General features: G+C 50.9%; 19 protein-coding genes and 1 tRNA gene. 12 read left to right on the top strand and 8 right to left on the bottom strand.

Annotated elements, in window-relative coordinates; all coding sequences use genetic code 11:
• Positions 1 to 4 precede the first annotated feature (4 nt).
• The 5 genes from SynRS9902_RS10110 to SynRS9902_RS10090 all read left to right on the top strand — a co-directional run bounded on the left by SynRS9902_RS10110 (position 5) and on the right by SynRS9902_RS10090 (position 3,823).
• A tRNA-Ser gene (locus SynRS9902_RS10110) sits at positions 5 to 91 on the top strand.
• 185 nt (positions 92 to 276) lie between these two features.
• Positions 277 to 1,542 carry a site-specific integrase gene (locus SynRS9902_RS10105; RefSeq protein WP_186509029.1) on the top strand — a complete coding sequence of 422 codons (1,266 nt, stop codon included), beginning with the start codon at positions 277 to 279 and terminating at the stop codon, positions 1,540 to 1,542.
• 244 nt (positions 1,543 to 1,786) lie between these two features.
• Positions 1,787 to 2,005 carry a helix-turn-helix transcriptional regulator gene (locus SynRS9902_RS10100; protein WP_370586343.1) on the top strand — a complete coding sequence of 73 codons (219 nt, stop codon included), beginning with the start codon at positions 1,787 to 1,789 and terminating at the stop codon, positions 2,003 to 2,005.
• A 449-nt stretch (positions 2,006 to 2,454) separates the two neighbouring features.
• Positions 2,455 to 2,799, top strand: coding sequence for a hypothetical protein (locus SynRS9902_RS10095; RefSeq protein ID WP_186509028.1), 345 nt, complete (start codon positions 2,455 to 2,457; stop codon positions 2,797 to 2,799).
• A gap of 286 nt (positions 2,800 to 3,085) precedes the next feature.
• Complete coding sequence (locus tag SynRS9902_RS10090; RefSeq protein WP_186509027.1) at positions 3,086 to 3,823, top strand: HNH endonuclease; 738 nt, start codon at positions 3,086 to 3,088, stop codon at positions 3,821 to 3,823.
• Between the two features lie 340 nt (positions 3,824 to 4,163).
• On the opposite strand, the gene SynRS9902_RS10085 is transcribed toward SynRS9902_RS10090, so the two are convergent.
• Positions 4,164 to 4,826, bottom strand: a complete 663-nt coding sequence (locus SynRS9902_RS10085; protein ID WP_186509026.1) for a hypothetical protein — start codon at positions 4,824 to 4,826, stop codon at positions 4,164 to 4,166.
• A gap of 949 nt (positions 4,827 to 5,775) precedes the next feature.
• Between SynRS9902_RS10085 and SynRS9902_RS10080 the strand changes: the two genes are divergently transcribed.
• Positions 5,776 to 5,955 carry a hypothetical protein gene (locus SynRS9902_RS10080; protein ID WP_186509025.1) on the top strand — a complete coding sequence of 60 codons (180 nt, stop codon included), beginning with the start codon at positions 5,776 to 5,778 and terminating at the stop codon, positions 5,953 to 5,955.
• Positions 5,956 to 6,131: 176 nt separating this feature from the next.
• Here SynRS9902_RS10080 and SynRS9902_RS10075 read toward each other — a convergent pair whose 3' ends face one another.
• Positions 6,132 to 6,650, bottom strand: a complete 519-nt coding sequence (locus SynRS9902_RS10075) for a recombinase family protein (RefSeq protein WP_255446108.1) — start codon at positions 6,648 to 6,650, stop codon at positions 6,132 to 6,134.
• 517 nt (positions 6,651 to 7,167) lie between these two features.
• Here SynRS9902_RS10075 and SynRS9902_RS10070 point away from each other — a divergent pair.
• The 4 genes from SynRS9902_RS10070 (at position 7,168) to SynRS9902_RS10055 (ending at position 12,871) form a co-directional block, all read left to right on the top strand.
• Positions 7,168 to 9,225, top strand: coding sequence for an acyltransferase family protein (locus SynRS9902_RS10070; protein WP_186509024.1), 2,058 nt, complete (start codon positions 7,168 to 7,170; stop codon positions 9,223 to 9,225).
• Positions 9,226 to 9,914: 689 nt separating this feature from the next.
• On the top strand, positions 9,915 to 10,955 hold the full coding sequence (locus tag SynRS9902_RS10065; protein WP_186509023.1) for a sialate O-acetylesterase: 1,041 nt from the start codon (positions 9,915 to 9,917) through the stop codon (positions 10,953 to 10,955).
• Positions 10,956 to 11,516: 561 nt separating this feature from the next.
• A complete protein-coding gene (locus tag SynRS9902_RS13545) occupies positions 11,517 to 12,059 on the top strand; it encodes an endonuclease NucS domain-containing protein (RefSeq protein ID WP_222929461.1) in 543 nt (180 codons plus the stop codon).
• Between the two features lie 503 nt (positions 12,060 to 12,562).
• Complete coding sequence (locus SynRS9902_RS10055) at positions 12,563 to 12,871, top strand: DUF1651 domain-containing protein (RefSeq protein ID WP_370586298.1); 309 nt, start codon at positions 12,563 to 12,565, stop codon at positions 12,869 to 12,871.
• A 1,272-nt stretch (positions 12,872 to 14,143) separates the two neighbouring features.
• Here SynRS9902_RS10055 and SynRS9902_RS10050 read toward each other — a convergent pair.
• Positions 14,144 to 14,413 (bottom strand): hypothetical protein, encoded by a 270-nt coding sequence (locus tag SynRS9902_RS10050; RefSeq protein WP_186510609.1) that lies wholly within the window; start codon positions 14,411 to 14,413, stop codon positions 14,144 to 14,146.
• Positions 14,414 to 14,478: 65 nt separating this feature from the next.
• On the opposite strand from SynRS9902_RS10050, the gene SynRS9902_RS10045 reads away from it, so the two are divergent.
• The gene (locus SynRS9902_RS10045; RefSeq protein WP_186509022.1) at positions 14,479 to 15,708 is read left to right on the top strand and encodes a glycosyltransferase; all 1,230 of its coding nucleotides are present in this window, start codon (positions 14,479 to 14,481) and stop codon (positions 15,706 to 15,708) included.
• A 31-nt stretch (positions 15,709 to 15,739) separates the two neighbouring features.
• Entirely contained in the window at positions 15,740 to 16,498 is a 759-nt protein-coding gene (locus SynRS9902_RS10040) for a sugar transferase (protein ID WP_186509021.1), read from the top strand.
• Positions 16,499 to 16,505: 7 nt separating this feature from the next.
• On the opposite strand, the gene cbiB is transcribed toward SynRS9902_RS10040, so the two are convergent.
• From cbiB to SynRS9902_RS10015, 5 genes are all read right to left on the bottom strand, one after another.
• Positions 16,506 to 17,534, bottom strand: coding sequence for an adenosylcobinamide-phosphate synthase CbiB (cbiB, locus tag SynRS9902_RS10035; protein WP_186509020.1), 1,029 nt, complete (start codon positions 17,532 to 17,534; stop codon positions 16,506 to 16,508).
• Positions 17,522 to 18,325: a hypothetical protein gene (locus SynRS9902_RS10030; protein WP_255446106.1), complete on the bottom strand. Its 804-nt coding sequence runs from the start codon at positions 18,323 to 18,325 to the stop codon at positions 17,522 to 17,524. The genes cbiB and SynRS9902_RS10030 overlap by 13 nt, the downstream gene beginning before the upstream one ends.
• A 223-nt stretch (positions 18,326 to 18,548) precedes the next feature.
• The gene (ilvC, locus tag SynRS9902_RS10025; protein ID WP_186509018.1) at positions 18,549 to 19,544 is read right to left on the bottom strand and encodes a ketol-acid reductoisomerase; all 996 of its coding nucleotides are present in this window, start codon (positions 19,542 to 19,544) and stop codon (positions 18,549 to 18,551) included.
• 62 nt (positions 19,545 to 19,606) lie between these two features.
• Positions 19,607 to 20,209, bottom strand: coding sequence for an ATP-dependent Clp protease proteolytic subunit (locus SynRS9902_RS10020; protein ID WP_006851781.1), 603 nt, complete (start codon positions 20,207 to 20,209; stop codon positions 19,607 to 19,609).
• A gap of 53 nt (positions 20,210 to 20,262) precedes the next feature.
• Positions 20,263 to 20,931: an ATP-dependent Clp protease proteolytic subunit gene (locus SynRS9902_RS10015; RefSeq protein WP_114988632.1), complete on the bottom strand. Its 669-nt coding sequence runs from the start codon at positions 20,929 to 20,931 to the stop codon at positions 20,263 to 20,265.
• Positions 20,932 to 20,953: the final 22 nt, after the last annotated feature.

Raw genomic sequence — 20,953 nt, 5'->3', positions numbered from 1 at the left:
GTGTGGAGAGGTGGCAGAGTCCGGTTGATCGCGCACGACTCGAAATCGTGTAGGGGTAACACCCTCGTGGGTTCGAATCCCACCCTCTCCGTTCTGAGTAAGTCCTGCTGAGACCCTGAAAGTCCCAAACCCGTTGCGGTGAGGGACTTTTTTAGTGCTTGGTCGTCCTGGTTTGTCCCAAGAAAAACCAGGTTGTCCCGAAAATGTGTTGTTGGAAGTGTTGTTGGAAATAGGGATTGTGTTGTTGGATAAAATTGGTGTTGTTGGATTTTTGAGATGCCTCTCTCTGACTCGCAAGTCAAGGCAGAGCAGGCAGGACCACGCAAACGGAATGTTTCAGTTGGGGACTCTCTGATTCTGGTCATCGAATCAGAATCCAGAGGGGGTGGAAAGTCCTTTGAGGGACGGATGCGGTTCCCTCCTGGAAGGAAGGGAAAGCAAGTCCCTGTGCGTATTGGTGTCTATGGGAAAGGTGTTGGGAAGTGGTCTCTCAGGCAGGCAAGAGATGAATGGGACCGCATCAGGTCTTGGAGCAGAGAGACAGGCAGAGACCCCAGGGAACTGAAAAAGGAGGAACAGCAGGCAAAGGTTCAGCAGTCCTCAGGTCCGACCTTCGAGCAGGCATGTGAGTCCTATCTCTCCACCTCAACGGCAAAGGAGAGAACCAAGAAGGACTACCGAAATGTCTTATGGAACCAGGTGATTCCCAAGTTCGGAGCAGAGACACCCGTGGAGCATCTGTCCTGGGACCACAAAGGAACAGGAGGGAAGAAGGGACGGGAACAGGTGATGGATTACTTCCGTTCCATGGAGGTCAGGGCACCTGTCCAGGCACAGAAGAACCTGATGGTCATGCGTGGGGTGTTTGACCATGCGATTGACCAGGGGTGGATGGAGAGGGACCAGAACCCTGCTCTGGGAACCAAAGGAACCAAGACCAAGCACAAACCCACTCCCCATGCGTCCTTGCGGTGGGACCAACTTCCTCAGTTCTTCCAGGAGTTGGAGGGGAACAAAGCAAATGGAACCCTTGTGATGGTCGGTGCGGTGAAGGTCCTCTTCATGACCTTCCTCAGGGTTGGTTCCTTAGTTCCGATGCGATGGGAGGAACTGGATGAGTCAGAGGACCTCTGGGTCATCCCAGGCACCCGAATGAAGAACGGGCAAGACCACCTGGTTCCTCTGACGGACCCACTCAAAGAGGTTCTGGACTCTCTGCGGAAGGTGAATGGGGATGAGGAGTTCGTGTTCTTCTCCCATAGGTCCAGAGGCACTCCTCACATCAACCCCGCATCCATCAACCAGCACCTGATTCGGATGGGATACAAGTCCGTTCTCAGGGCACATGGAGTCCGTTCCATTCCGATGACGGCAGGACAGGAAGTCCTTGGTTTCCCTGCTGAACTGATTCAGAGGCAGTTGTCGCACAGCATCGGAGACAAAGTTCGCAAGGCATACGACAGGTCTGAGATGCTGAATGAGAGGAGAAAGTTTATGGTTTCTTGGTGTGATGCTTTGCTCTCTCAGGGCATGAAGGTCTGATGATTTGGGGGGGTATTTGAGTTAGTGGTACCTCATGGGACCTCCTGGTATCACTGAAAGGTCAGGGGGCAAAGTGTCCAGTGGGAACCCTCGGGTCGGGTTCCCTGGGTCATAATATGCTCATACAAACGAACGGAGACCACCGACCGACTTCCTCAAAATCAAATAATCACTAACCCGACAAGGGTCTTCTCAGTCAGACACCCCCTACCTGACTAATCTAACTCCGAGATTGCCGTAATCAATAAACCCCTATGACCACCGCAAAACGCTGTCTCAGTATCAACTTATCCGTCTTCCTCAGGTAAAGGAACTCACGGGTCTTGGTAAATCAACCATTTATCGTTTAATAGACGAGGGAGATTTTCCAAAGCAAGTTCCTTTGGGTGCTCGTTCTGTCGTCTGGGTGAAATCCCAGGTCGAAGATTGGTGCCTAAGCAAAGTAAAACTTGCTCATGGTTGAGCAGTCGATAGTCGATAAACCGACTCAAAACCCTATCGGTGAGAGAACACCGAGAACAAACATATTTTCATTTACTTTATAGGAGGAATTCTTATGCCGTATTGGACTGATGCTACACCTCAAAAAATCGTTGATACCATCCCTCAACTTCGTCAAGACGATTACGATTCCCTAAAACATATTCTCTTGCTTCATTCTAAGTATCTAAAAAAGTGCGAAAGGATTGCTCAGGAAAAGCATGACCTTTCTTTTGATAGGGATTTACGTTGGGAGAGTGAATCCATGTACAACCTTTATATGGATTTGGTGTTCGATAATGAGGTTTGCCTAAAGAATAGGAGTTTGTTTAGGTATAAAAAACTTTCTATTTCTGATGTTTGGATGAACTCCTGAACGGGGGAGCAGGTAATAACTCCCTTTTATTCACTTGCTAATGGAGGATAACTCTTATGAATGATAAAATCATTTTGATTACACCAGAGGAGCAGGAGAAACTTCTCAGTAATGGTGATGCTAGGTCTTACAACATCTATATCCATCATCCAGGTGGGGAATGGGTATATAACTGGGGAGAAGTCATTTCCGACTCTGCTCCCTCCTACGACATGTTCAGGGACTTTTTGGAGGAAGATGATATTGAGTCCCACCTGGAATCACTTGACCATGATTCCCAAGTTTCCACACCTACTCCGTCTGAGTTTGTTCATGCTTTGACTTTTCCAGAGTGTATTCAGTTTCTTCCTTTGACTGGGAATGAATATCAGGACTGGTTGGAGTCAAAGGGTTCCCAATAAAAAGGCAGGGAAACGACCCACTGCCTCTGTCTCACTATGAAGAAATGAAGGTTGTCCGTTGTTTGACCTTCACTCTCTATCTATGCGACTCCACAGGAACCCGTTTTCCTGTGGGGATTTTTTTTGAGGACCTGTATCGGAAAGTCGATTTTGATATTGCTTGCCTCATCTGGTCCGCATTTAGATTGGATTTTGGGTCCCATATAAAACCGGGTTTAGAATATAGATACTGCTATTCACGAACCCATCATTTTAATGACTATTTTTGATGTAATTGTTTAGGGTCATGACTGATAAGTCCAAAATCGATTTTGATTCTTGGTTGGAACAAACAACGGATTTGTCTCAAAAAACAATCCGCAACTATTTCTCCGCAATCAAGGGTTCTCTATCAATCAGATGTCTTGAATATGGCATCATCAAGAAGAACCTGCTTCAAGTAAGTGGTGCGGAACTTTTTGATGATGTGAGGCAGTGTCTTGAAGGAGATGAAAGATATATTCTTTTGAATAAGACAGGGGATGATATGTATAAAAGGGCAATGGATTATTACTCCAAGTATCTGGTTTCAAGTGCTTCTCTGTCAACGCAAGATGAAGACGAAGATACGCATCCTTTTCTCACAACGGATACTATTTCAGTCATAAAGGCAAGAAGAAAGCAGGGTGTTTTTAGGAAAAATCTTGAAGAGTATTGGGATAACAAGTGTTCTGTCACTCAGGCACCTGATAGTTCTTGCGGAACGATATTGATTGCCTCTCACATAAAACCGTGGATGGTGAGTAATAATCGTGAGAGGTTGGATGTCAATAATGGATTTCTTCTGCTTCCTAATCTGGATAAGACCTTTGACAAAGGATATATTTCTTTTGCCGATGACGGAACGATTTTAGTTTCCGCAAAACTCTCTTGTTCCGCAGAACTGGGGATAGTTGAGGATGTGTCTATCAATCAAGAGAAGTTGAACGATAGTCATAAGCAATATCTTGATTTTCATAGAAGCAATATTTTTATTGGTGAATGATGGGTGGTTTATCTTCCTCATAGGTTCAGGTAAAGAAGACGGACCAGTTCTTTCAGATACTTCTTCTTGTCGGAATACTTCTTCCCGACAACGGCACCTCTCTTTGAGATTTCTTCCAGCATCTTCATTTCTACTGAATTAAATATCCCGTTCATGAGACACCTTCCAGTTCTCTGATGCGTTCTTTGAGTTTGAGTCGGTTGTAGTCCTTGATGATGTGAAACACGGCACATGCCTTGGACATACCAAGCATGTCCGCATATTCATCGATTACATCCACCATGTCTTCGTTGCGTTTGCTGATGGATAAGCAGATGCTTCTTGATTTCATTTGGTCTCCTTAGTGGGGTGTGTAAAAACTGCTGTTCTTCCAGTCGATTACCTGGTCGAAGTTGTCCAGGTCGGGTGTGATGTCTTTTAGTCCATAACGGAAGGTTGCTTCCATTTCATCTGGGGGGACGACTGCGAGGAAGAGAGAATCATGGTGTCGTCCTACCCATTTGGATTGTCTGATACAGGCATTCAGTAGAAGCAGTTTCAGATTCTCCATATTGACTGCTCTCATGTTGATGGGAACTCCTATGTCGTCCTCCTTGTAGAAGAGAGGCATGAGGTAGGGAGAAGGTTCTTCTATGACCTCATCGGGGATATGTCCTATGTATAAGTTGCTATGGAATGAACCCTTCTTCCTGGTTCCCGCATCGTCTTCGTAGTCGTCATGTCGTTCGAGAGACCACCACAAAGGGACATCTCCGAAGCACTTGCGAATGAGTCGGGAAACGAACCCATGGGTCTTTACTACTTCACTTCTGTCCCATCGTTTGCGGTAGTCCTCAGGGTCCAGGGAACCTCCTGATGAGGACTTCCCGTAGTAGAGGACTGAGTAGTAGTAAGGAGACCCTTGTGGGTGGTCCTTGGTCTGATTCCAGAGCAAGGACTTCACCTTCTCCATCTTCTGTATTTCGTGTTTCCGTACGGCATAAGCAAGAGTTGTTCCAGGCATCACTTCATTGTTGATCTGTTCTTATTGGTTTTCTTATGTTGTCTCTACTGATGAACTCTATGGTTTAGTCATTATGTGTAGATACACTTTTCCCATACTATGGAGAGAGTGCTTTTAGAAGGAAGAGGCACCTCAGGCATTCCTCAATACATTCTCAATCTCTTCTATTTAGATTTTTCTGATTTTCACTTCGTTCGATATTGAACAGGGTGAGTTTGCTTTCTTAGGTAAGTTTATAAACACATTTAGAAAGATCCTAAGAATTTATATGCATTATTTTATAAAAAATTCTTATAGTTCCCGAGTTCTTCTTCTCTGAACTTGACTACGAGTTTGTTGAATGCATCCATTCCGATGATATCTTCAATCTCTTCAACAGGAACCAAGGATAACCAACCAGGGAAACCCTGTGGATAGGTGTGTCTCTTTCTTTTTTCATTCATTTTCGTAGATTTTTCTCATTTCTTTGAGAAGGTCTTTGTTATTGCGAGTTTTAGGAGTTTCGTTCATAAACTTGAAGATTAGTTTATTGAACGAATCTGTACCAATGGTGTCCTCTATTTCTTCAAGTGGAGTTGAAATCAACCATCTAGGAAAACCTGGTGGGTAGGTGTGTTTCTTGCGATGACGAAACGACACCAGAATGAATGGAGGTTGAGTTCATTCATAGGTTGGATAAGCAGGGATGGATTGTGCCACCTATCACACTTCTAAATTTCTTTTGATTCATGAATGCGGAGGGGGTTGATTATTGCAATCTGAATACACTTATTTTCTCTAAGCATAACAGAGATATTCTATTCACAAAGTATCATTTAGTCAAGCACTATTGAGGACTTCCTTAGGTATGATTGGTATCGAGGGGAACCAAAATTTGTAAAGTTGTTTGTGCTTTGAGTGCTCCATTCTCTGCTCCCATCAAGCATGTGGAGCAACTCTCCTCCCAGGCATGAACACCCACTGCTACATGCTTTTGGAAGGTCAAAAGGTCTCTTTGGGAGTCCATCCCGATGCCGTTATTACTGAGGACTACTCCCTCCCTGACGGCACATCAGTCCATGTGATTGTCGGGGAAGAGGAGCAAGACAAGTTGTTTGCTCTACAAGGAATCCTTGATGAGGAGGGTTGATTCCCCTGCCTATGGATTTATCAGGTCCAGCAAACTCCCGTCAGCACTAAGGAGTCGGTGTCTCTTCCCTGTGCTTTGTCCTCTGCGTGAGGCAACACGGAAGGCATCTGCTTCGTTGTGTTTGGTCTGGAAGTGCTTCCAGGAACCGAACTGGTCCTGGTATTCGATTTCGACTCTCATGCGACCACCTCTGCTTCTTTGACGATGCGGGTGATGGTTGCGAGGGCAAGACCTGTCTGTTCCTTGATGGACCGATAGGACTCCCCTTCCTGCCTTAGACGAAGCACCAGGGACTCTTTCTTGGTGGAGGTCTTGGGTCTCCCCCCAAGGTTCCCTCCTGTCCTCCTGCGGTGTTCTACGGACTCTCTGCTTCGTTCCTGAATCAGAGATTTCTCTACCTCCGAAAGTCCCGTCAGCAGTCCCACAACCAGGGGTGCCATCTTCCCCAGTGCTTGGGTGTCGATCAGTCCATCCAGTGTTCGCACATGGATTCCCTGCTGTTGGAGGTCGTTCAGTCGGTTGATGACTTCGACCTGACTTCTCCCGATGCGGTCAAGACGGGCAACAGAGAGGACATCTCCTTTCCGCAGAACAGAAAGGCAGACACGGAACTGGTGCCTCTGTTCCAGGGGTGCTGTGCTGGAAACCTTCTCAAAGAACACCTCATCGCATCCATCTGCTTTGAGGTCATCCACCTAGGAGTCGGTGTTCTGGTGAGTGGTGCTGACCCTTGCGTATCCGATTTTTCGTCCCATCGTTCGGAAAGGGTCTGTGTTTCCAGAGCAAAGCACCCGAACACCTTTCCGAACACTTTTTGGGTCTGAGAACCCAGTTTTTTCGGTTGTTCGGATTCGTCGGAGGAACTCTTGGGTTTCCGAACGCTTCTCATCGCTATGCGTCTTCGGCAATGACCGCTGAGATCCCTCAACTGGGGGAGGCGCACTCGTCCAGATGGATTCAAAATCGGGGCGGGTGGAGACTTCCGTGACGGACTCGGCGAATAACCCTCTCGCTCAAGGTGCAGACCAGGCACTTGCTGGTCTGAAAGACTTGCAGGTGCTGTTCACCTCAGGAGAAGAGGAGCAACCCAAGAAGCGCAGACACATTTGGTGATGTATGTAACGGTTTAGTGAAGTAGGTTTAGTTAGGAGCGCTTAGAATGTTGCTACACTCAATTTTGGGATAAAATAAATTATATAGAATTCATCTGCAATGTCGCAAAGTGTTGGTCGAGAAATTGTTATTGAAAATAATAAATCAAATTTGAGTCACTATCGCCCAGAAATTGACGGACTAAGAGCATTTGCCGTAGTTGCCGTCATAATCAACCATTTCAACAAGGACATTCTTCCTGGTGGATATCTTGGTGTTGATATTTTCTTTGTGATATCTGGATATGTCATCACATCGTCGCTTTTCGGAAGACCAAGTAAAGATTTCAAGCACTTCATTAGTGGGTTTTATGAGCGAAGAATTAAGCGCCTTATTCCTGTTCTGGTGGTCTTCATTGTGATCACCAGCGTGCTCGTTTCACTTTTTGATCCTGATCCACAGATTGCATTGAGAACAGGGAGTGCTTCACTGTTTGGATTGTCAAATCTTTACTTATTAAAACATTCGACCGACTACTTTGCTCAATCGACCGAACTCAATCCTTTCGTTCATACCTGGTCTCTTGGCGTAGAAGAACAATTTTATCTACTTTTCCCAATTCTTGTCTGGTTCACAGGATTTGGGAAGCAATCAATAAAGGGATCGAGAAACCTATTTTTCTGGATTGGAATACTAACTACCGCTTCTCTTGCCAATTTTATTTACCTATATCAGATCAACCAACCAGCAGCATACTTTCTAATGCCATCAAGGTTTTGGGAAATGTCAGCAGGATGCTTGCTTTTTATTGGATTTCAGAAGCGAACACAGATTGAGCGATTGCTTGAGCATGTTCCTCCCCTTTTGGTAGTAGCAGCGATTGTTACTGTAATGTTCTTTCCAGTTTCAGCAGCGGTTCCAGCGACCATTGGGATAGTAATTCTGACGGCAGTGCTAATTGCTTGCTTGAAAAAGGGAACTTCTGCTTACAACTTTTTTACCCTCGAGAAGGTTGTTTATATTGGTTTAATTTCTTATTCACTCTACTTATGGCACTGGTCGATTCTTTCAATCAGTCGTTGGACGATCGGCATTCATTGGTGGTCAATACCTATTCAATTTGCAGCAATGCTTTTCGCCGCAATATTATCAAATAATTTGATAGAGAAGCCATTTCGCTACAAAAGATGGTCAAAAAGTACTGGTTTCACAATTGCTTATGGAATCGGAATTGCGAGTATGAGTGCAGCATCTATTTATTTTTCACGAAATTATTCTCAATTAATTTTCCTGGGAAAAGTAGATCCACTTTGGGGCGGTATATCCAATGAAGAATGCTTTAGCGGTAAGAAATTCTCAAGGAAGGAGCTTATTTCTTCGTGCACGTTGCCACCTAAGAAAAAAGATATACCATCTTTGATATCAATAGGCGACAGTCAAACAGGTCACTTACTTTCTTTGCTCAATAGGTTAAATACGGAGACTGGAGCAGGAATAATGTATTACACACACGCAGGTCTAAACTTTCCCTCGATAAGAGAGTCTGGAACAAATTCTTTTAAAACGCTTGAGGTATTTGATGATCGATATGAAAGACATCTAAATGCCTACAAAGCATTCATTGACTCTGCCCAAGAAGAAGACATTTTAATCTTATCCTCACGATTCGAAAAGCACTACTGGGGTTTATACAGAAAACCAATTTCAAACGGTGAATTGAGATTATACTTTGATGAAAGTGACCAAAAATATACATTTAAAGATGCTTTTGTGGCATGGAAAGAATCTATGAATCAATTGATAATTCAAGCATCACAGAAAGGTATACGTACTGTGCTTTTTACAAGTTTCCCGCGAATTGATGGGGAAATACCGAAATGTCTTAGTGATCCTCAGTGGTTCAACAATTTTAGTTGGTGTGAAGACAAAACTTCAGTTTATTTCAGGGACAAGATTGCTTCGCAGGCAATGCCAGTAAATAACTTTTTAAGGGATTTAGCAACTAGCAATCCGTCTGTATATTTATTTGATCAGTTCAATGCACTTTGCCCACCTTTAAGTGATAAATGTATACCATCATATACTCATGATGGTATACATCTTTCTCGTATTGGAAATAAAAAGTTATATGATGAATTTAGCAATTTCTTGTTTGCAAATAAACTGCTGTCTCGGTAAGATTATTGTATAAATGCTTATCTTGGATATCTGCTATCAAGTAATTGAGCGTGTTTCGTCTTTTTTCGCCGCATAAGTTAATTGCAAGATGCCGCTAATTAGTTTGCCGCCTCAACTATAAGATGTTTGAACTCTTAAGAAATTTCTCTGATTGATAATCGTCAGTCAAGTCGTCGCCTTCTTGGGTGGATGCGCTATTTGTGGGGATGTAGTTGTGGAGTAAGAATCAAGGGTGTTTAATCAATGATTCTGGACGGAAGAAGAGTGTATGTGGATAAATGCTTTTGGCGGCGATCTATTGATCTTTAATGAAGACATAGTTGCATTATACTGGCATTATGTTCAATAATAAACTATGAGTCAATGACCATATGATCAATTTTTAAATGCTAGATTCTTTCAAGTTTAACCATGAAAATGCTGGGTTATTTATTGTAAATTCGCGCCTTATGAATTGTCACGACTATCAAAAGATTTCCATAATTATTGCACAGATATGAAATGTAAGAAATCTACATGCAATTTGTGCAGAAAGCAGAGGAAGCGAACAAGCAGGCGGGGGAAAGCAGCATTGTTAAGACAAGAATTAATGAAATGCTTTTGCTTGATCGAATTGGAAAAGTCCTGTGCATACTGATAATGATCACTCCTAAGTCAATGCAGATTTCGCTGGTTTCTATAAATTGTTTATGCAGTCAAAATTCTCTGGCAGTCAGAAAATATATTTTTATACAGGGTGGTTTGATGAAGGAGCGAACAACTTGATCGCATTGACTCCAGTTTGCAACTGGTATATCCTAGAGTTTAGGAAATATAAAACTGTGAAAAAGATTGCTTTCCTCGTTCTGATCTTGGCAGGAACTTTTGCTATTGGGTATAAATCACATAATATTGTCCGCAACAAGATATACCTCCCTCTCAGGCGGGGTATCGGTAGGGGTATGATTTACACCAAATACACGCAAGTGTTATGTCCTAAAGACGGAATAATGCTTGTCACATTTGGTCAGAGTAATTCGTCGAATTTCGTTAGACCATTATTAACTGACTTAATGCCCGATAATCTGATTCAATATGATTGGAGATTAGGAAAGTGCTATGAATACAAAGAACCCTTGCTTGGTGCCCACGGTAAAGAGGGCAATGTCGTTACATACACGGCAATCAAAATCGCAAATAATACCTCAAGACCAGTTATTGTTGCTTCGTTTGGAGTTGCAAATACATCGGTTCTTGATTGGGCATATACTCACCTGTCATATCAGCAAGATATTGCTCTGTCTGGTATGAGAGAGAGTGGTCTCTCACCAAAGGTATTCCTCTGGCATCAAGGGGAAAGCGATGTCAGAGGTAAAGGGGCGAATCCAGATGATTTGAAGAATGTTATGTCTTTCGGGTCACCCATTCCGCAAGATTACAAACTTGGTCTTAGCAAGGAGTCTTACGCTGATGCCCTGCAAAAAGTTGTTAACAAGACCAAGGAATATTTTCCAGAAAGTCATTTTGGCATCGCTTTAGTATCAGCAGGATGCTCAGGCGGAAATCGTTGGGACCCAGTAAGAGAAGCGCAGCGAGAAATTGCTGAGAATAATGAAGGCGCTTTCGTCTCTGCTGATAGTGACAAAATTTATGGTAATGGTATGAGATATGATAACTGCCACTTTTCTAGTCAAGGTGCTCAAGAACTGGGAAATCAGTACTACTCTTCAATCTCCACTCTGCTAAAGTGATGTGTAGAGAATACAAGTTCTAGAAATTAGTTATCTTTCTAGATCGATTGGGAGAGATCTGCTCTAGGACAAAGGTTTGGAAGTCGCCTTCCCCTATTTTGCCCGCCTTGTCTGGATCTTGCTCTTTGGACGGAACAGCAAAATGAAGGTCTGACTTGTCGAGTGTATGCTGGGATGAAGGACTTTCACCGCGTGATGCTGGGCAAAGGCAGCATGTACGCCGATGTCTGTCTTTAACAGGGATTTATCGGTGCTCACTTCGGGATCGATCAAGACCTAACAGGGTTCCTTGGCGATTACCCCAGGGAGTTCAACCAGCAGGTTCGCCCTATCTATCTCTCCGTTTTCCCAGAGAAGAGCAAGGGGGCAGCAAGTCTTTCCTGCGGTTACCTGTACTCCGTCTGCAAGGGCATCAAGGTTGGGGACATCGTCCTGTCTCCAAACGGTGAGGGCAGGTATCTGGTCGGAGAGGTCACTGGCGAGTACCTATATGTCCCGGGAGACGAGCAACCCCATCGGCGTCCTGTTGCTTGGCATGAGGAACTCGTTGATCGATCCGACATGAGCGAATCGCTGCGGAACTTGGCAGGGTCGATCGGAACCGTCAGCAACATCTCAAAATACAGCGAGGAGTTAGAGCAACTGATCAAGGGTGAGGCGAAGACCCAGGCACCCGTTAGTCAGGACCCGACGGTTGAGGACGCCACCGTCTTTGCTCTGGAGAAGCACCTTGAGGACTTTCTGGTTGCCAACTGGTCCAGCACTCCTCTTGGTAGAACCCATGACCTCTATGAAACGGAGGAATCGAGTGGGCAGCAGTTCCCCACGGATACAGGTCCGATTGACCTACTCGCTACCAGCAAGGACAAGCAGGAGTTGCTTGTTGTCGAACTGAAGCGGGGACGAGCAAGTGATGCCGTGGTTGGACAGATCCAGAGGTACATGGGATATGTCCTGGAGGAGATCGCTGAAGACCACCAGCGGGTTCGGGGCGTGATTATCGCTTTGGACGATGACAAGCGGATCAGAAGAGCACTTCAGATCGCCCAGGGCATCGAGTTCTACCGCTACGAGGTCAAGTTCAACCTGATCCCTGCCTCTTAACGCTCGAGGGTGGATAGACGAAATCGCAAACCCTCCAAGTGCCCCAAGTGCGGACACACACCTGTGGCGAAGATCCTTTGGGGGATGCCTTCTTTCACCTCGCAACTGGAGAAGGATTTGGAGGCAGGCAAGGTCGTTTTGGGCGGGTGCGTCCTCAGCGGCGACGACCCTGCTTGGCAGTGCTCAAGTTGTGGTCATCAGATGTGGCGGCATTGAAGGAAGAGGGCGTTTACCCCTTGGTTGCCACCACTGGCACTTTTTTCCGATTTCCCCCCTTGACCCAACCCCTCAAACCAGAGGTAGAACATATGAACTACTCACTAGGAGGGGCCGATGGCGGAAGAGGAATGGGATTTCGTTGATGGTTTGAAGAGCGCCAGGTCGTCCTGCGTCTGTATGACCTGCCAGCACTTCACCTATGTCTGCGACCAGCACTGCCACACGCTTCTGACCTGCGGTCTTCAGCGCCGCCAGGTCCCTCACGGCGAACACCTCACAAAGAGGTGCCGGAACTGGATGGTCCGCAGGGAAGCGGAAATGGGTTGGTGCCCGGAGGTGGCGTGATGCAAGAGGGATGGTTGATCGATGCCAATGACCATTGGGTCTGGCGGTTCCACCGGGACAACTCCGCCTGGGTAAGAGATCCGAAGGTCTTCATCGACCGAGGGCGTCAGATGCCCGAAGGTCCGCCGCTGCTCAAGGAACGTCGATATCTGCGGAAAGATGCCGCAGAGCAGTTGTGGAAGTCTCTTCAAGCGCAGGGATGGAAACCTCTGAAGACGCCTGCTTGGGGTGCTGCTGCTGACGTTTAAGACGTTCGGCAAACCGTAGGCACAAATACTCAGTAGGCGGTGTTAGACCAGTCGTATCGCATGAGAGCGAGGAACCCAGGAGGTCAAACACTCCTGGGTCTTTTTTTGAAAACGCTCACGGCACCCACAGCAGTCCCGCCTCATCGGTGAAGGTAGTGGTCGCTTGGCGACGTCTCGCCCTGCGCCACTTTCAGTTTCCGAAGGAGCGATAGGGATACCGCTCCTTTTTTTTGTGCCCTTGAGGAGTAATTCCGCTCATGCCCTGGCGCTCTGAAGCGCCTTAGAACGGGAATGAGGTCAGAGACCGCTGAAGCAGTAACCAGGTCTCAACGACCTTCAGGGGGGTCGCGCACCCCCCCTTTCAAATGCGCTCTTCTGCGGATGGCGACATTGGTTGGTTTCGCGAGCATCAGGACAACCATCCGTAAGGGGATGGGAATGCGTCATGAGAGGAGCGGGTGGGATCGCTCCTTTTTCTTGGTTGCCTGACAGCAGAGGCGATTTGTCGTGATGGCGACGACCCGTAGGTATTTCTTACATCACTTTTGGTCCGTTCCCTTCGGTGAGGGGACGATGCGTCGTATTGGGAGGGGGTGGGACCTCTCCTTTGTTTGGCAGTTCGTAAACGGCACCCACGGCACCGTTGACTGCCTGAAGAGGGTGGTGCCGCAGGTGACCCCAGTGTTTTCGACGCGTTCGTCCCCTTGGTGTTGGCGGCATTCCCTGCCGCCTTTTTTGTTGCTTGTTGGCGACCGAACAAGGAACGGTCCTCACCACCTCATCCGACGGTTCTCCTACTCCTCGGAGGAGAGCATCTGGTGGAGGGTGGATGGGTCTAGAAGACGATGGTTTAGACCTCTGGAAGTGGGAGACCCCCAGGGGTCTTTTTTTGAGGTCCTACTCGGTTGTGTGGGGATCTGACGCAGAACCCTGAAATCGTCCCGACTCGAAATCGTTTTGCTCCTGATCCGTCGTGGGAAGGGTTGTCCTCGGTCGTTCTGAGTGGTTCCAGGAGGTACCGTCAAATGTGTTGGGGGAAATGTTGGGGGAATCTCTGTCTCAGTTGATGACTTAGTCCCAGGTGGTCTCCAATAGTTTGCTTTGGACCCTGACTGAAAGTTCACCCTCTCCGTTTTTGTTGATTGCTGAATAGGTCGAATAAAGAGATTGCTGGATTAAGAGTTCATGAATCAAGGCCTCTGGTGGCTTATCGCTAATTCTTGAGCTTCGAACTTATTAGTTGGGTTTTTAGAGGGTATTTCTGAGCTGTTTTTATGAATGAAACAGCAGAACCAGCCCCTGCTCCACTTGATGAAATTCTCGTTCCTCTCGGCTGAGGTCGAGCCCCACATTGAGCCCTTCTTTGAGTGCGTCCTCAAAGGGCGGTGTTGATGGCGGAGCGCTGTCAATCCAAAGTGCTGCTATCCCAACCGCTGTGGCATGCCAACGGAATCGGCTCGTTGTGCCGATGTCCGGTTCATTCAACGCCTCCTCCAGGAGGATGTTGATGGTGATGTTCGTGCTGGACATGTGCACCAGCATCGTGATCTTGGCCTGCTCCTGCAATGAGCTGAGAGACTTCGTAGCGTTCGCTTCATTCCAGAGGGATGGCCTCGGCTTCGGATCACCTCCCGCAGCGCATCGCTCTGGTTCATGAGTGGTTCTCGCCTCGTTCTGTCGGTGGAGCAGAACAGGTTGTTCAAGAGGTTGATTCCCTTCTGCGCAGCCTCGGCTGCGAGCCGCAGATTGCGGCCCTGATCGACGCCGAATCTCGACGGCCGGGCAGTTGGTTGCACGGACGATCCGTCCTCACCAGCCCGATTCAGTGCCTGCCGTGGGGGCGCAGCCATGTGCAGCAGTACCTGCCGCTGCTGCCCTTTGCCATCGAACAGATCGATCTTGGTGCTGCTGAGCTGGTGATCAGCAGCAGCCACCTGGTATCCAAGGGTGTGCTGACGTCTCCGGACCAGCTGCACATCAGTTATGTGCACACACCTGTGCGTTACGCCTGGGACCAGATGCACGCTTATCTGCAGTATTCGGCGCTGGCTCGTCGTGGTCTGGGACCTTTGATTCGCTGGCAGTTGCATGCTCTGCGGCAATGGGACCAACTCAGTGCTCAGCGGGTGGACCACCTCATTGCCAACTCCCGTTTCACGGCGCGGCGCATCCGTAAGTACTGGGGGCGGGAGGCCCGCGTGATCCATCCCCCCGTGGAGGTGCAGCGCTTTCGCTGGAATGCCAATCGAGACGACGTCTACCTCTGTCTGTGTCGTTTGGTCCCGTACAAGCGGGTGGATCTTGTGGTGGAAGCTTTTAACCGCTTGGGTCTACCCCTGCTTGTGGTGGGGGATGGTCCGGAGAAGGCGCGATTGGAGGCTCTGGCTGGTCCCACGGTCACCTTGCTCGGCCGTCAGTCCCAGCAGCAGGTGGAAGAGCTCATGGCCCGTTGTCGGGCCTTTGTGTATGCCGGCCTGGAGGACTTCGGCATTGCTCCGGTGGAGGCAATGGCGTCCGGAGCTCCGGTGATTGGGTTGGGGCGGGGTGGTTTGTTGGACACGGTGCGTTGTGCGGCTGCCGGGATTCCTGATCCCACTGGGGTGCTGTTCCCGGAACAAAGCGTCGAGTCGTTGGTCCAGGCCGTGGAGTGGTTTGAACAAGAACGCATTTGGCGTTCTCTGGATGCAGAGGCCATTCGTGCTTGGGCCGAGCGCTTCAGGCCGGAAGCCTTTGCGGCGCGCTTTGAATCGGCTCTGCGAGCAGCCTGGAGCGACCATCAGCAGGGCTGTGCCGTTGCAGCGAGTGACCCTGCGGAGATGTCAGGGCTGCACCTGTGACGTTGAGTGTGGTGAGTCCCAGGTTGAGCCTTTGACCTCGGCCTCCCGGCCATCCTTGATTCAGTCCGCAGGGCGTGCAGCTCGCCGTGGCAAGTACAAGCCGCACCTTGCGCTGATCTCAGCTCCGCCATCGGATCTGTCGACCGGCACGCTGATTCGTCATCAGAACCGTTGGGGCCGAGTCTTCAAGCGCACCGGAGACATTGTTTTTTCTCTCGCCGTACTCAGCATCGGTTCACCGGTGTTGCTGCTTCTGGCGGGGTTGGTGAAGCTCAGTTCACCGGGGCCTGTGTTTTACGTGCAGCGTCGGGTGGGCCGTAGCTACCAACGTTTTGGCTGCATCAAGTTCCGCACCATGCGGGCCGATGCGGATGCCGTTCTTGCGCGTGTTTTGGAGGCAGATTCCTCGCTGCGTGCTGAGTTCGAGCGTGACTTCAAGCTCAAGAGTGATCCCCGAATCACTCCCGTGGGTCGATTCCTCCGCCGCTCGAGTCTTGATGAGTTACCTCAGTTCCTGAACGTTTTGCGTGGGGAGATGAGCGTTGTGGGGCCACGTCCGATTGTTGACAAAGAACTTGTTCGTTATGGCCCCTACATGGATGAAGTTGCCTCAGTCCGCCCTGGGTTGACCGGCCTTTGGCAAGTGAGTGGCAGAAACAACTTGAGTTACAAGAAACGGGTCAAGCTTGATCTGGCCTATGCCCGTGGTCGTTCATTCGGCCTGGACTTTGCCATCATCCTGCGCACATTTGGTGTGTTGCTCCTGCCGATGGATCGCGGTGCTTACTGACTTGTTCTCAGCGGTTCATCGCCCACTGGATGATCCCAAGACCACTGATCCAGACGATCTCCAGTCGGCTTGATGCCTTCAGAACAGCTCTAACCAGAGGCCCGTTTGCCGTTGGTTGGCCGGCTCCAAGCACAGGTTTATGCACCAAGCGCTCTCCATATCTGTTCTCGCCGCCAAGTTGGATCCCGATGCAGTGGGCGTAGATCGCTTCTGAACGACCTGCATTGGGGGATGGATCCGCAGAGCCATCCCGCTCTGCTGCCTGCACCCGTTGCACCCAATGCGTCCAGGGTGGGCAGACCAGGGGCAGCGTCAGCATGACCAGACGGCAGGGCAGCCAGGTGAGCAGATCATCGAGGCGAGCGCCGGCTGTTCCCAACCAGCGCAGCCGACCGCTGCGGTACCCGAGCATGGAATCCAGCGTGCTGCTGGCCTTGAAGCCCCAGGCCAGCGCCAGCGGACCAGGGCCAGAGGGCAGGACCATCCACAGCAGGGCACCGATCCCCATCCAGAACAGCGGTGCGAACACTCCATCCACGGCATTCTCTGAGGCTGTTTCAGCTGCGGCTCTGAGCAGTTCCGTGCGATCCAGACTCTGAACGTCGCGTCCGACGATCCAGCTCAAGTTCCGGCGGGCTGGTTCGAGATCCCCCACCGCCGCTGAGGGCAGTGCATCCACCACGGCGAGCACGCTGTCCTTGAGGCTGCGAGCCGCCAGGGCACTGGCGAGGCTCAGGGTCAGTATCGGAATGCAGAGCCATCCCCATGGGGAGGGAAGCCACAGCAGGCGTTCAAGGCACCAGCCCGTCAGAACGCTGCCAAGCACAAGGATCAGGCTGATCAAGCCTCCCCCGATCCGCAGCTTGATCGGATGGTCCCCCGCCCATCGCTCGACACAATGGCGCAACTGCTGAATGATCCACCCCATCACCACCACGGGGTGGAGCATTCGGCGCGGGTCACCGATCAACTGATCAACCAGTGCTGCCCCAAGGATCAGGGCTGTCCCAAGGATCGTTGGGCTCACCGAATGCATCGAAGCACCAGCGGTGCTGTGAGGAAGAGTGCTACCTGCGCAACCAGGGCCAGGGGAAGCCCGATGGTCTGGGCCAGGCTGCCCATGATCAGAACCCCAACCAAACCTCCAACAGCCCCTGAGCGACGCAGAATTTGCCAGCCCTGGGCTGGATCTTTCGGTTGAAGATGCTCGACCAATTGCCGATCAGTCGCTGCGGCGAGGGCACCAATCGGAATGAAAAGCAGCGTACTGACGATCTCCGGCAGCAGTTGACCTCCAACCAGCAACAGCAACCCACCGATGGGGCTAAACAAAGCCCAAGATGACCGACTCATGGGTGCATTGATCAATGTGCGGCCGATGCCATACGCCATCAGCACCATGCCGAAGTTGAAGCAGTTGCCCTCAGCGACGCTCCGGATCCAAAGGGGAAGAAGACCGAACAATGCCCCGAAGACAAGTCCCTGCCAGGCGGCGGCACGGTTGAACTTCGGCAAGCCCAATCCTTGAAGAGAGCTGCTCTGTCGTTGCAGTGCCGCCGGAAGCAAAGGCAGCAGCAGCAACGCTGCTGGCAGGAACTGATGCCAGCCGGGGCGTATGAGGCCGGTGAGGCCGAACCCGATGAGTGCACCAAGCTCGCTGCCCCGGCGCAGTTGCTGAAATTGCAGCTTGGAATCTTCCAGGAGCTGCCTCTGGAGGGGCAGTTGGCTGAAGTCTTGCCCCAGTGCGATGACGAGACCGGCGCAGAGCACCACAGGGATAGCCCAGGCAGCCTGGATGCCTGCACCGAGGGGACTGCAAAGCAGCATGAGCCCTACGGAGCTCAACAAAATCCAGCAAAAAGCCCCTGCCCGCCGCCTGAGTGGAAGCAGTGCAGGGAGCGTCGTTAGAGCCGGCAGCAGAGTGTTAATGAGCGGAGAGGCGCTCAGGCCAGTTAGCAGCCATGCCGTTGAAGCAAGACTCAGGCTGATGCCAGCCTGAGCACTGCCCCAACGCAGCTGATTCCAGCGGCTCATCACAGGATCAGCCGTTTCAGGCGTCCTTTAGCCAGCTGAACATCGAGCGCAGGCCTTTGCCCACTTTCTCGATCGGATGCTGGGAATCACAGTCACGCACCTTTTTCATCTCTGGCTTGCCGGCTTCGCATTCGGCCACGAAGTTCCTGGCGAAGGTGCCGTCCTGAATGTCGGCCAGAACGCGCTTCATCTCGGCCTTGGTGTCGGCGGTGATCAGACGGGGGCCGCTGACGTAGTCGCCGTACTCCGCGGTGTTGGAGATCGAATCGCGCATTGAGGTCAGTCCTCCCTTCACCATCAGATCCACAATCAGCTTCACCTCGTGCAGGCACTCGAAGTAAGCGAGTTCGGGCTGGTAGCCCGCTTCCACCAGGGTCTCGAAACCAGCCTTCACGAGTTCAGACAGACCGCCACACAGCACAGCCTGCTCACCGAACAGGTCGGTTTCGGTCTCTTCCTTGAAGTTGGTCTCCAGGATGCCGGCACGGGTGCCACCGATTCCCTTGGCGTAGGCCATCGCCATGCCACGGGCGTTGCCGGAGGCGTCCTGTTCGATGGCGAACAAGGCAGGCACACCCTGGCCGTTCTGGTACTCCCAACGCACGGTGTGGCCAGGGCCCTTCGGGGCGATCATCACCACATCCACATCGGCGGGGGGCTTGATCAGCTCGAAACGGATGTTGAAGCCGTGGGCGAAGCTGAGCACCTTGCCTGCACTCAGGTGGGGTGCGATTTCCTTCTCGTAGACGTCCTTCTGGAATTCATCGGGCAGCAAGACCATGATCCAGTCGGCCTTGGCTGAGGCATCGGCCACGCTCAGCACTTCAAGGCCGTCCGCCTTGGCTTTCTCGGCGGAGCGGCTGCCGTCATAGAGGCCCACCACCACGTTCACGCCTGAATCCTTCAGGTTCAGAGCGTGGGCATGACCCTGGGAGCCATAACCAATGATGGCCACGGTCTTGCCGTTCAGCAGACCGAGATCGGCGTCGGAGTCGTAAAAGAGCTGGGCCATCCGGGGCGGACTTGCGGAACACTGCAGTGGACGAGCTTACGCAGCGGCCTGCCCCGTTCGGTTCAGGCCTCGTTCGGATGGGAGATGACGCGGTCGATCAGGCCGTATTCCTTGGCTTCTTCGGCGCTGAGGAAGTAGTCCCGGTCGGTGTCCTTCTCGATCTTCTCGAAGCTCTGGCCACTCATGTCGGCCAGGGAGCGGTTGAGCATTTCCTTCATCCGCAGGATCTCCCGTGCTTCGATCTCGATGTCACTGGCCTGGCGACGGCTGGTGCCGCCGAGGGGCTGGTGAATCATGATCCGGCTGTGGGGCAGGGCGACCCGCTTGCCTTTGGTGCCAGCCGCGAGAAGGAAGGCACCCATGGATGCAGCAAGGCCAACGCAGATGGTCACCACCTCGCTCTTGACGTATTGGATGGTGTCGTAGATCGCCAGTCCAGCCGTGACGGATCCGCCGGGGGAGTTGATGTACAGGTAGATCGGCTTGCTGCTGTCTTCCGAGTCCAGATAGAGCATCTGGGCCACCAGGCTGTTGGCGATGCCGTCATTGACCTCAGAGCCAAGGAAGAGGATCCTCTCCACCCCGAGACGGGTGTAGATGTCGACCCAGCGCTCCATCTGGCTGCCGGGCAGGCGGTAGGGAACGCTGGGGGTACCGATCGGCATGGTTCAGAACGTTGATGAAGGAAGGGCAGGAGGGTTGGGTCTGATGCCGTCGGTCAGACGGGGGGATTGCCAGGCAGGTCCTTGCGGCTGCTGAGCACGCGGTCGATCAGTCCGTACTCAACGGCTTGTTGAGGGGTGAGGTAGCTCATCCGGTCGGAGTCCTTGCTCAGCTCCTCCACAGAACGACCAGTGTTGGTGGAGAGGATCTCGAGCATCGCCTGCTTGTTGTGCAGCACTTCTTTGGCCCGGATCTGGATGTCCGTCGCCTGGCCGCGGGCGCCGCTGCGGGGCTGGTGCAGAACGATGGAGGAGTGAGGCAACGCAGCCCGTTGACCTTTGGTCCCTGCCGAAAGAATCACTGCCGCGGTGCCCATGGCCTGGCCGATGCAGATGGTGTGCACCGGAGGCTTCACATAGCGGAGGGTGTCGCAGATGGCGAAGGCTTCGGTTTCGAATCCGATCGCATCACCCGAGTACCAGCTGGTGCCAGTGGAGTTGATATAGAAGTAGATCGGCTTCTCTGGGTTGTCGAACTCCAGATAAAGCAGCTGAGCAATGATCAGCTCAGTCACGTCGATACCCATCTGACGCTTGGCGTCGTCGTCAGAGAACAGGGGCAAGCCCAGGTAGACGATTCGCTCCTTGAGCAGGAGTGAGGGAAGGTCAGGAGGTGGTGTGCGCATCACGGCGCTGTCGCCGTAGTACGGGGCCGAAGTTGTCATCTCCACCATCGCGGTGGCGCGA

It is taken from the genome of Synechococcus sp. RS9902 (assembly GCF_014279635.1).
Taxonomy (GTDB): domain Bacteria; phylum Cyanobacteriota; class Cyanobacteriia; order PCC-6307; family Cyanobiaceae; genus Parasynechococcus.
Note: the sequence above shows the minus strand (reverse complement) of the source record. Positions and strands in the feature narration are given on the sequence as shown.

Bases quoted from the DNA above. Each gene is read 5' to 3' on its own strand.
- SynRS9902_RS10105 (WP_186509029.1), top strand. From the start codon at position 277: ATGCCTCTCTCTGACTCGCAAGTCAAGGCAGAGCAGGCAGGACCACGC.
- SynRS9902_RS10095 (WP_186509028.1), top strand. From the start codon at position 2,455: ATGAATGATAAAATCATTTTGATTACACCAGAGGAGCAGGAGAAACTT.
- SynRS9902_RS10090 (WP_186509027.1), top strand. From the start codon at position 3,086: ATGACTGATAAGTCCAAAATCGATTTTGATTCTTGGTTGGAACAAACA.
- SynRS9902_RS10085 (WP_186509026.1), bottom strand. From the start codon at position 4,826: ATGCCTGGAACAACTCTTGCTTATGCCGTACGGAAACACGAAATACAG.
- SynRS9902_RS10080 (WP_186509025.1), top strand. From the start codon at position 5,776: ATGAACACCCACTGCTACATGCTTTTGGAAGGTCAAAAGGTCTCTTTG.
- SynRS9902_RS10070 (WP_186509024.1), top strand. From the start codon at position 7,168: ATGTCGCAAAGTGTTGGTCGAGAAATTGTTATTGAAAATAATAAATCA.
- SynRS9902_RS10065 (WP_186509023.1), top strand. From the start codon at position 9,915: ATGCAGTCAAAATTCTCTGGCAGTCAGAAAATATATTTTTATACAGGG.
- SynRS9902_RS13545 (WP_222929461.1), top strand. From the start codon at position 11,517: ATGAGCGAATCGCTGCGGAACTTGGCAGGGTCGATCGGAACCGTCAGC.
- SynRS9902_RS10050 (WP_186510609.1), bottom strand. From the start codon at position 14,413: ATGCTGGTGCACATGTCCAGCACGAACATCACCATCAACATCCTCCTG.
- SynRS9902_RS10045 (WP_186509022.1), top strand. From the start codon at position 14,479: ATGGCCTCGGCTTCGGATCACCTCCCGCAGCGCATCGCTCTGGTTCAT.
- cbiB (WP_186509020.1), bottom strand. From the start codon at position 17,534: ATGCATTCGGTGAGCCCAACGATCCTTGGGACAGCCCTGATCCTTGGG.
- SynRS9902_RS10030 (WP_255446106.1), bottom strand. From the start codon at position 18,325: ATGCTGCTTTGCAGTCCCCTCGGTGCAGGCATCCAGGCTGCCTGGGCT.
- ilvC (WP_186509018.1), bottom strand. From the start codon at position 19,544: ATGGCCCAGCTCTTTTACGACTCCGACGCCGATCTCGGTCTGCTGAAC.
- SynRS9902_RS10020 (WP_006851781.1), bottom strand. From the start codon at position 20,209: ATGCCGATCGGTACCCCCAGCGTTCCCTACCGCCTGCCCGGCAGCCAG.
- SynRS9902_RS10015 (WP_114988632.1), bottom strand. From the start codon at position 20,931: ATGACAACTTCGGCCCCGTACTACGGCGACAGCGCCGTGATGCGCACA.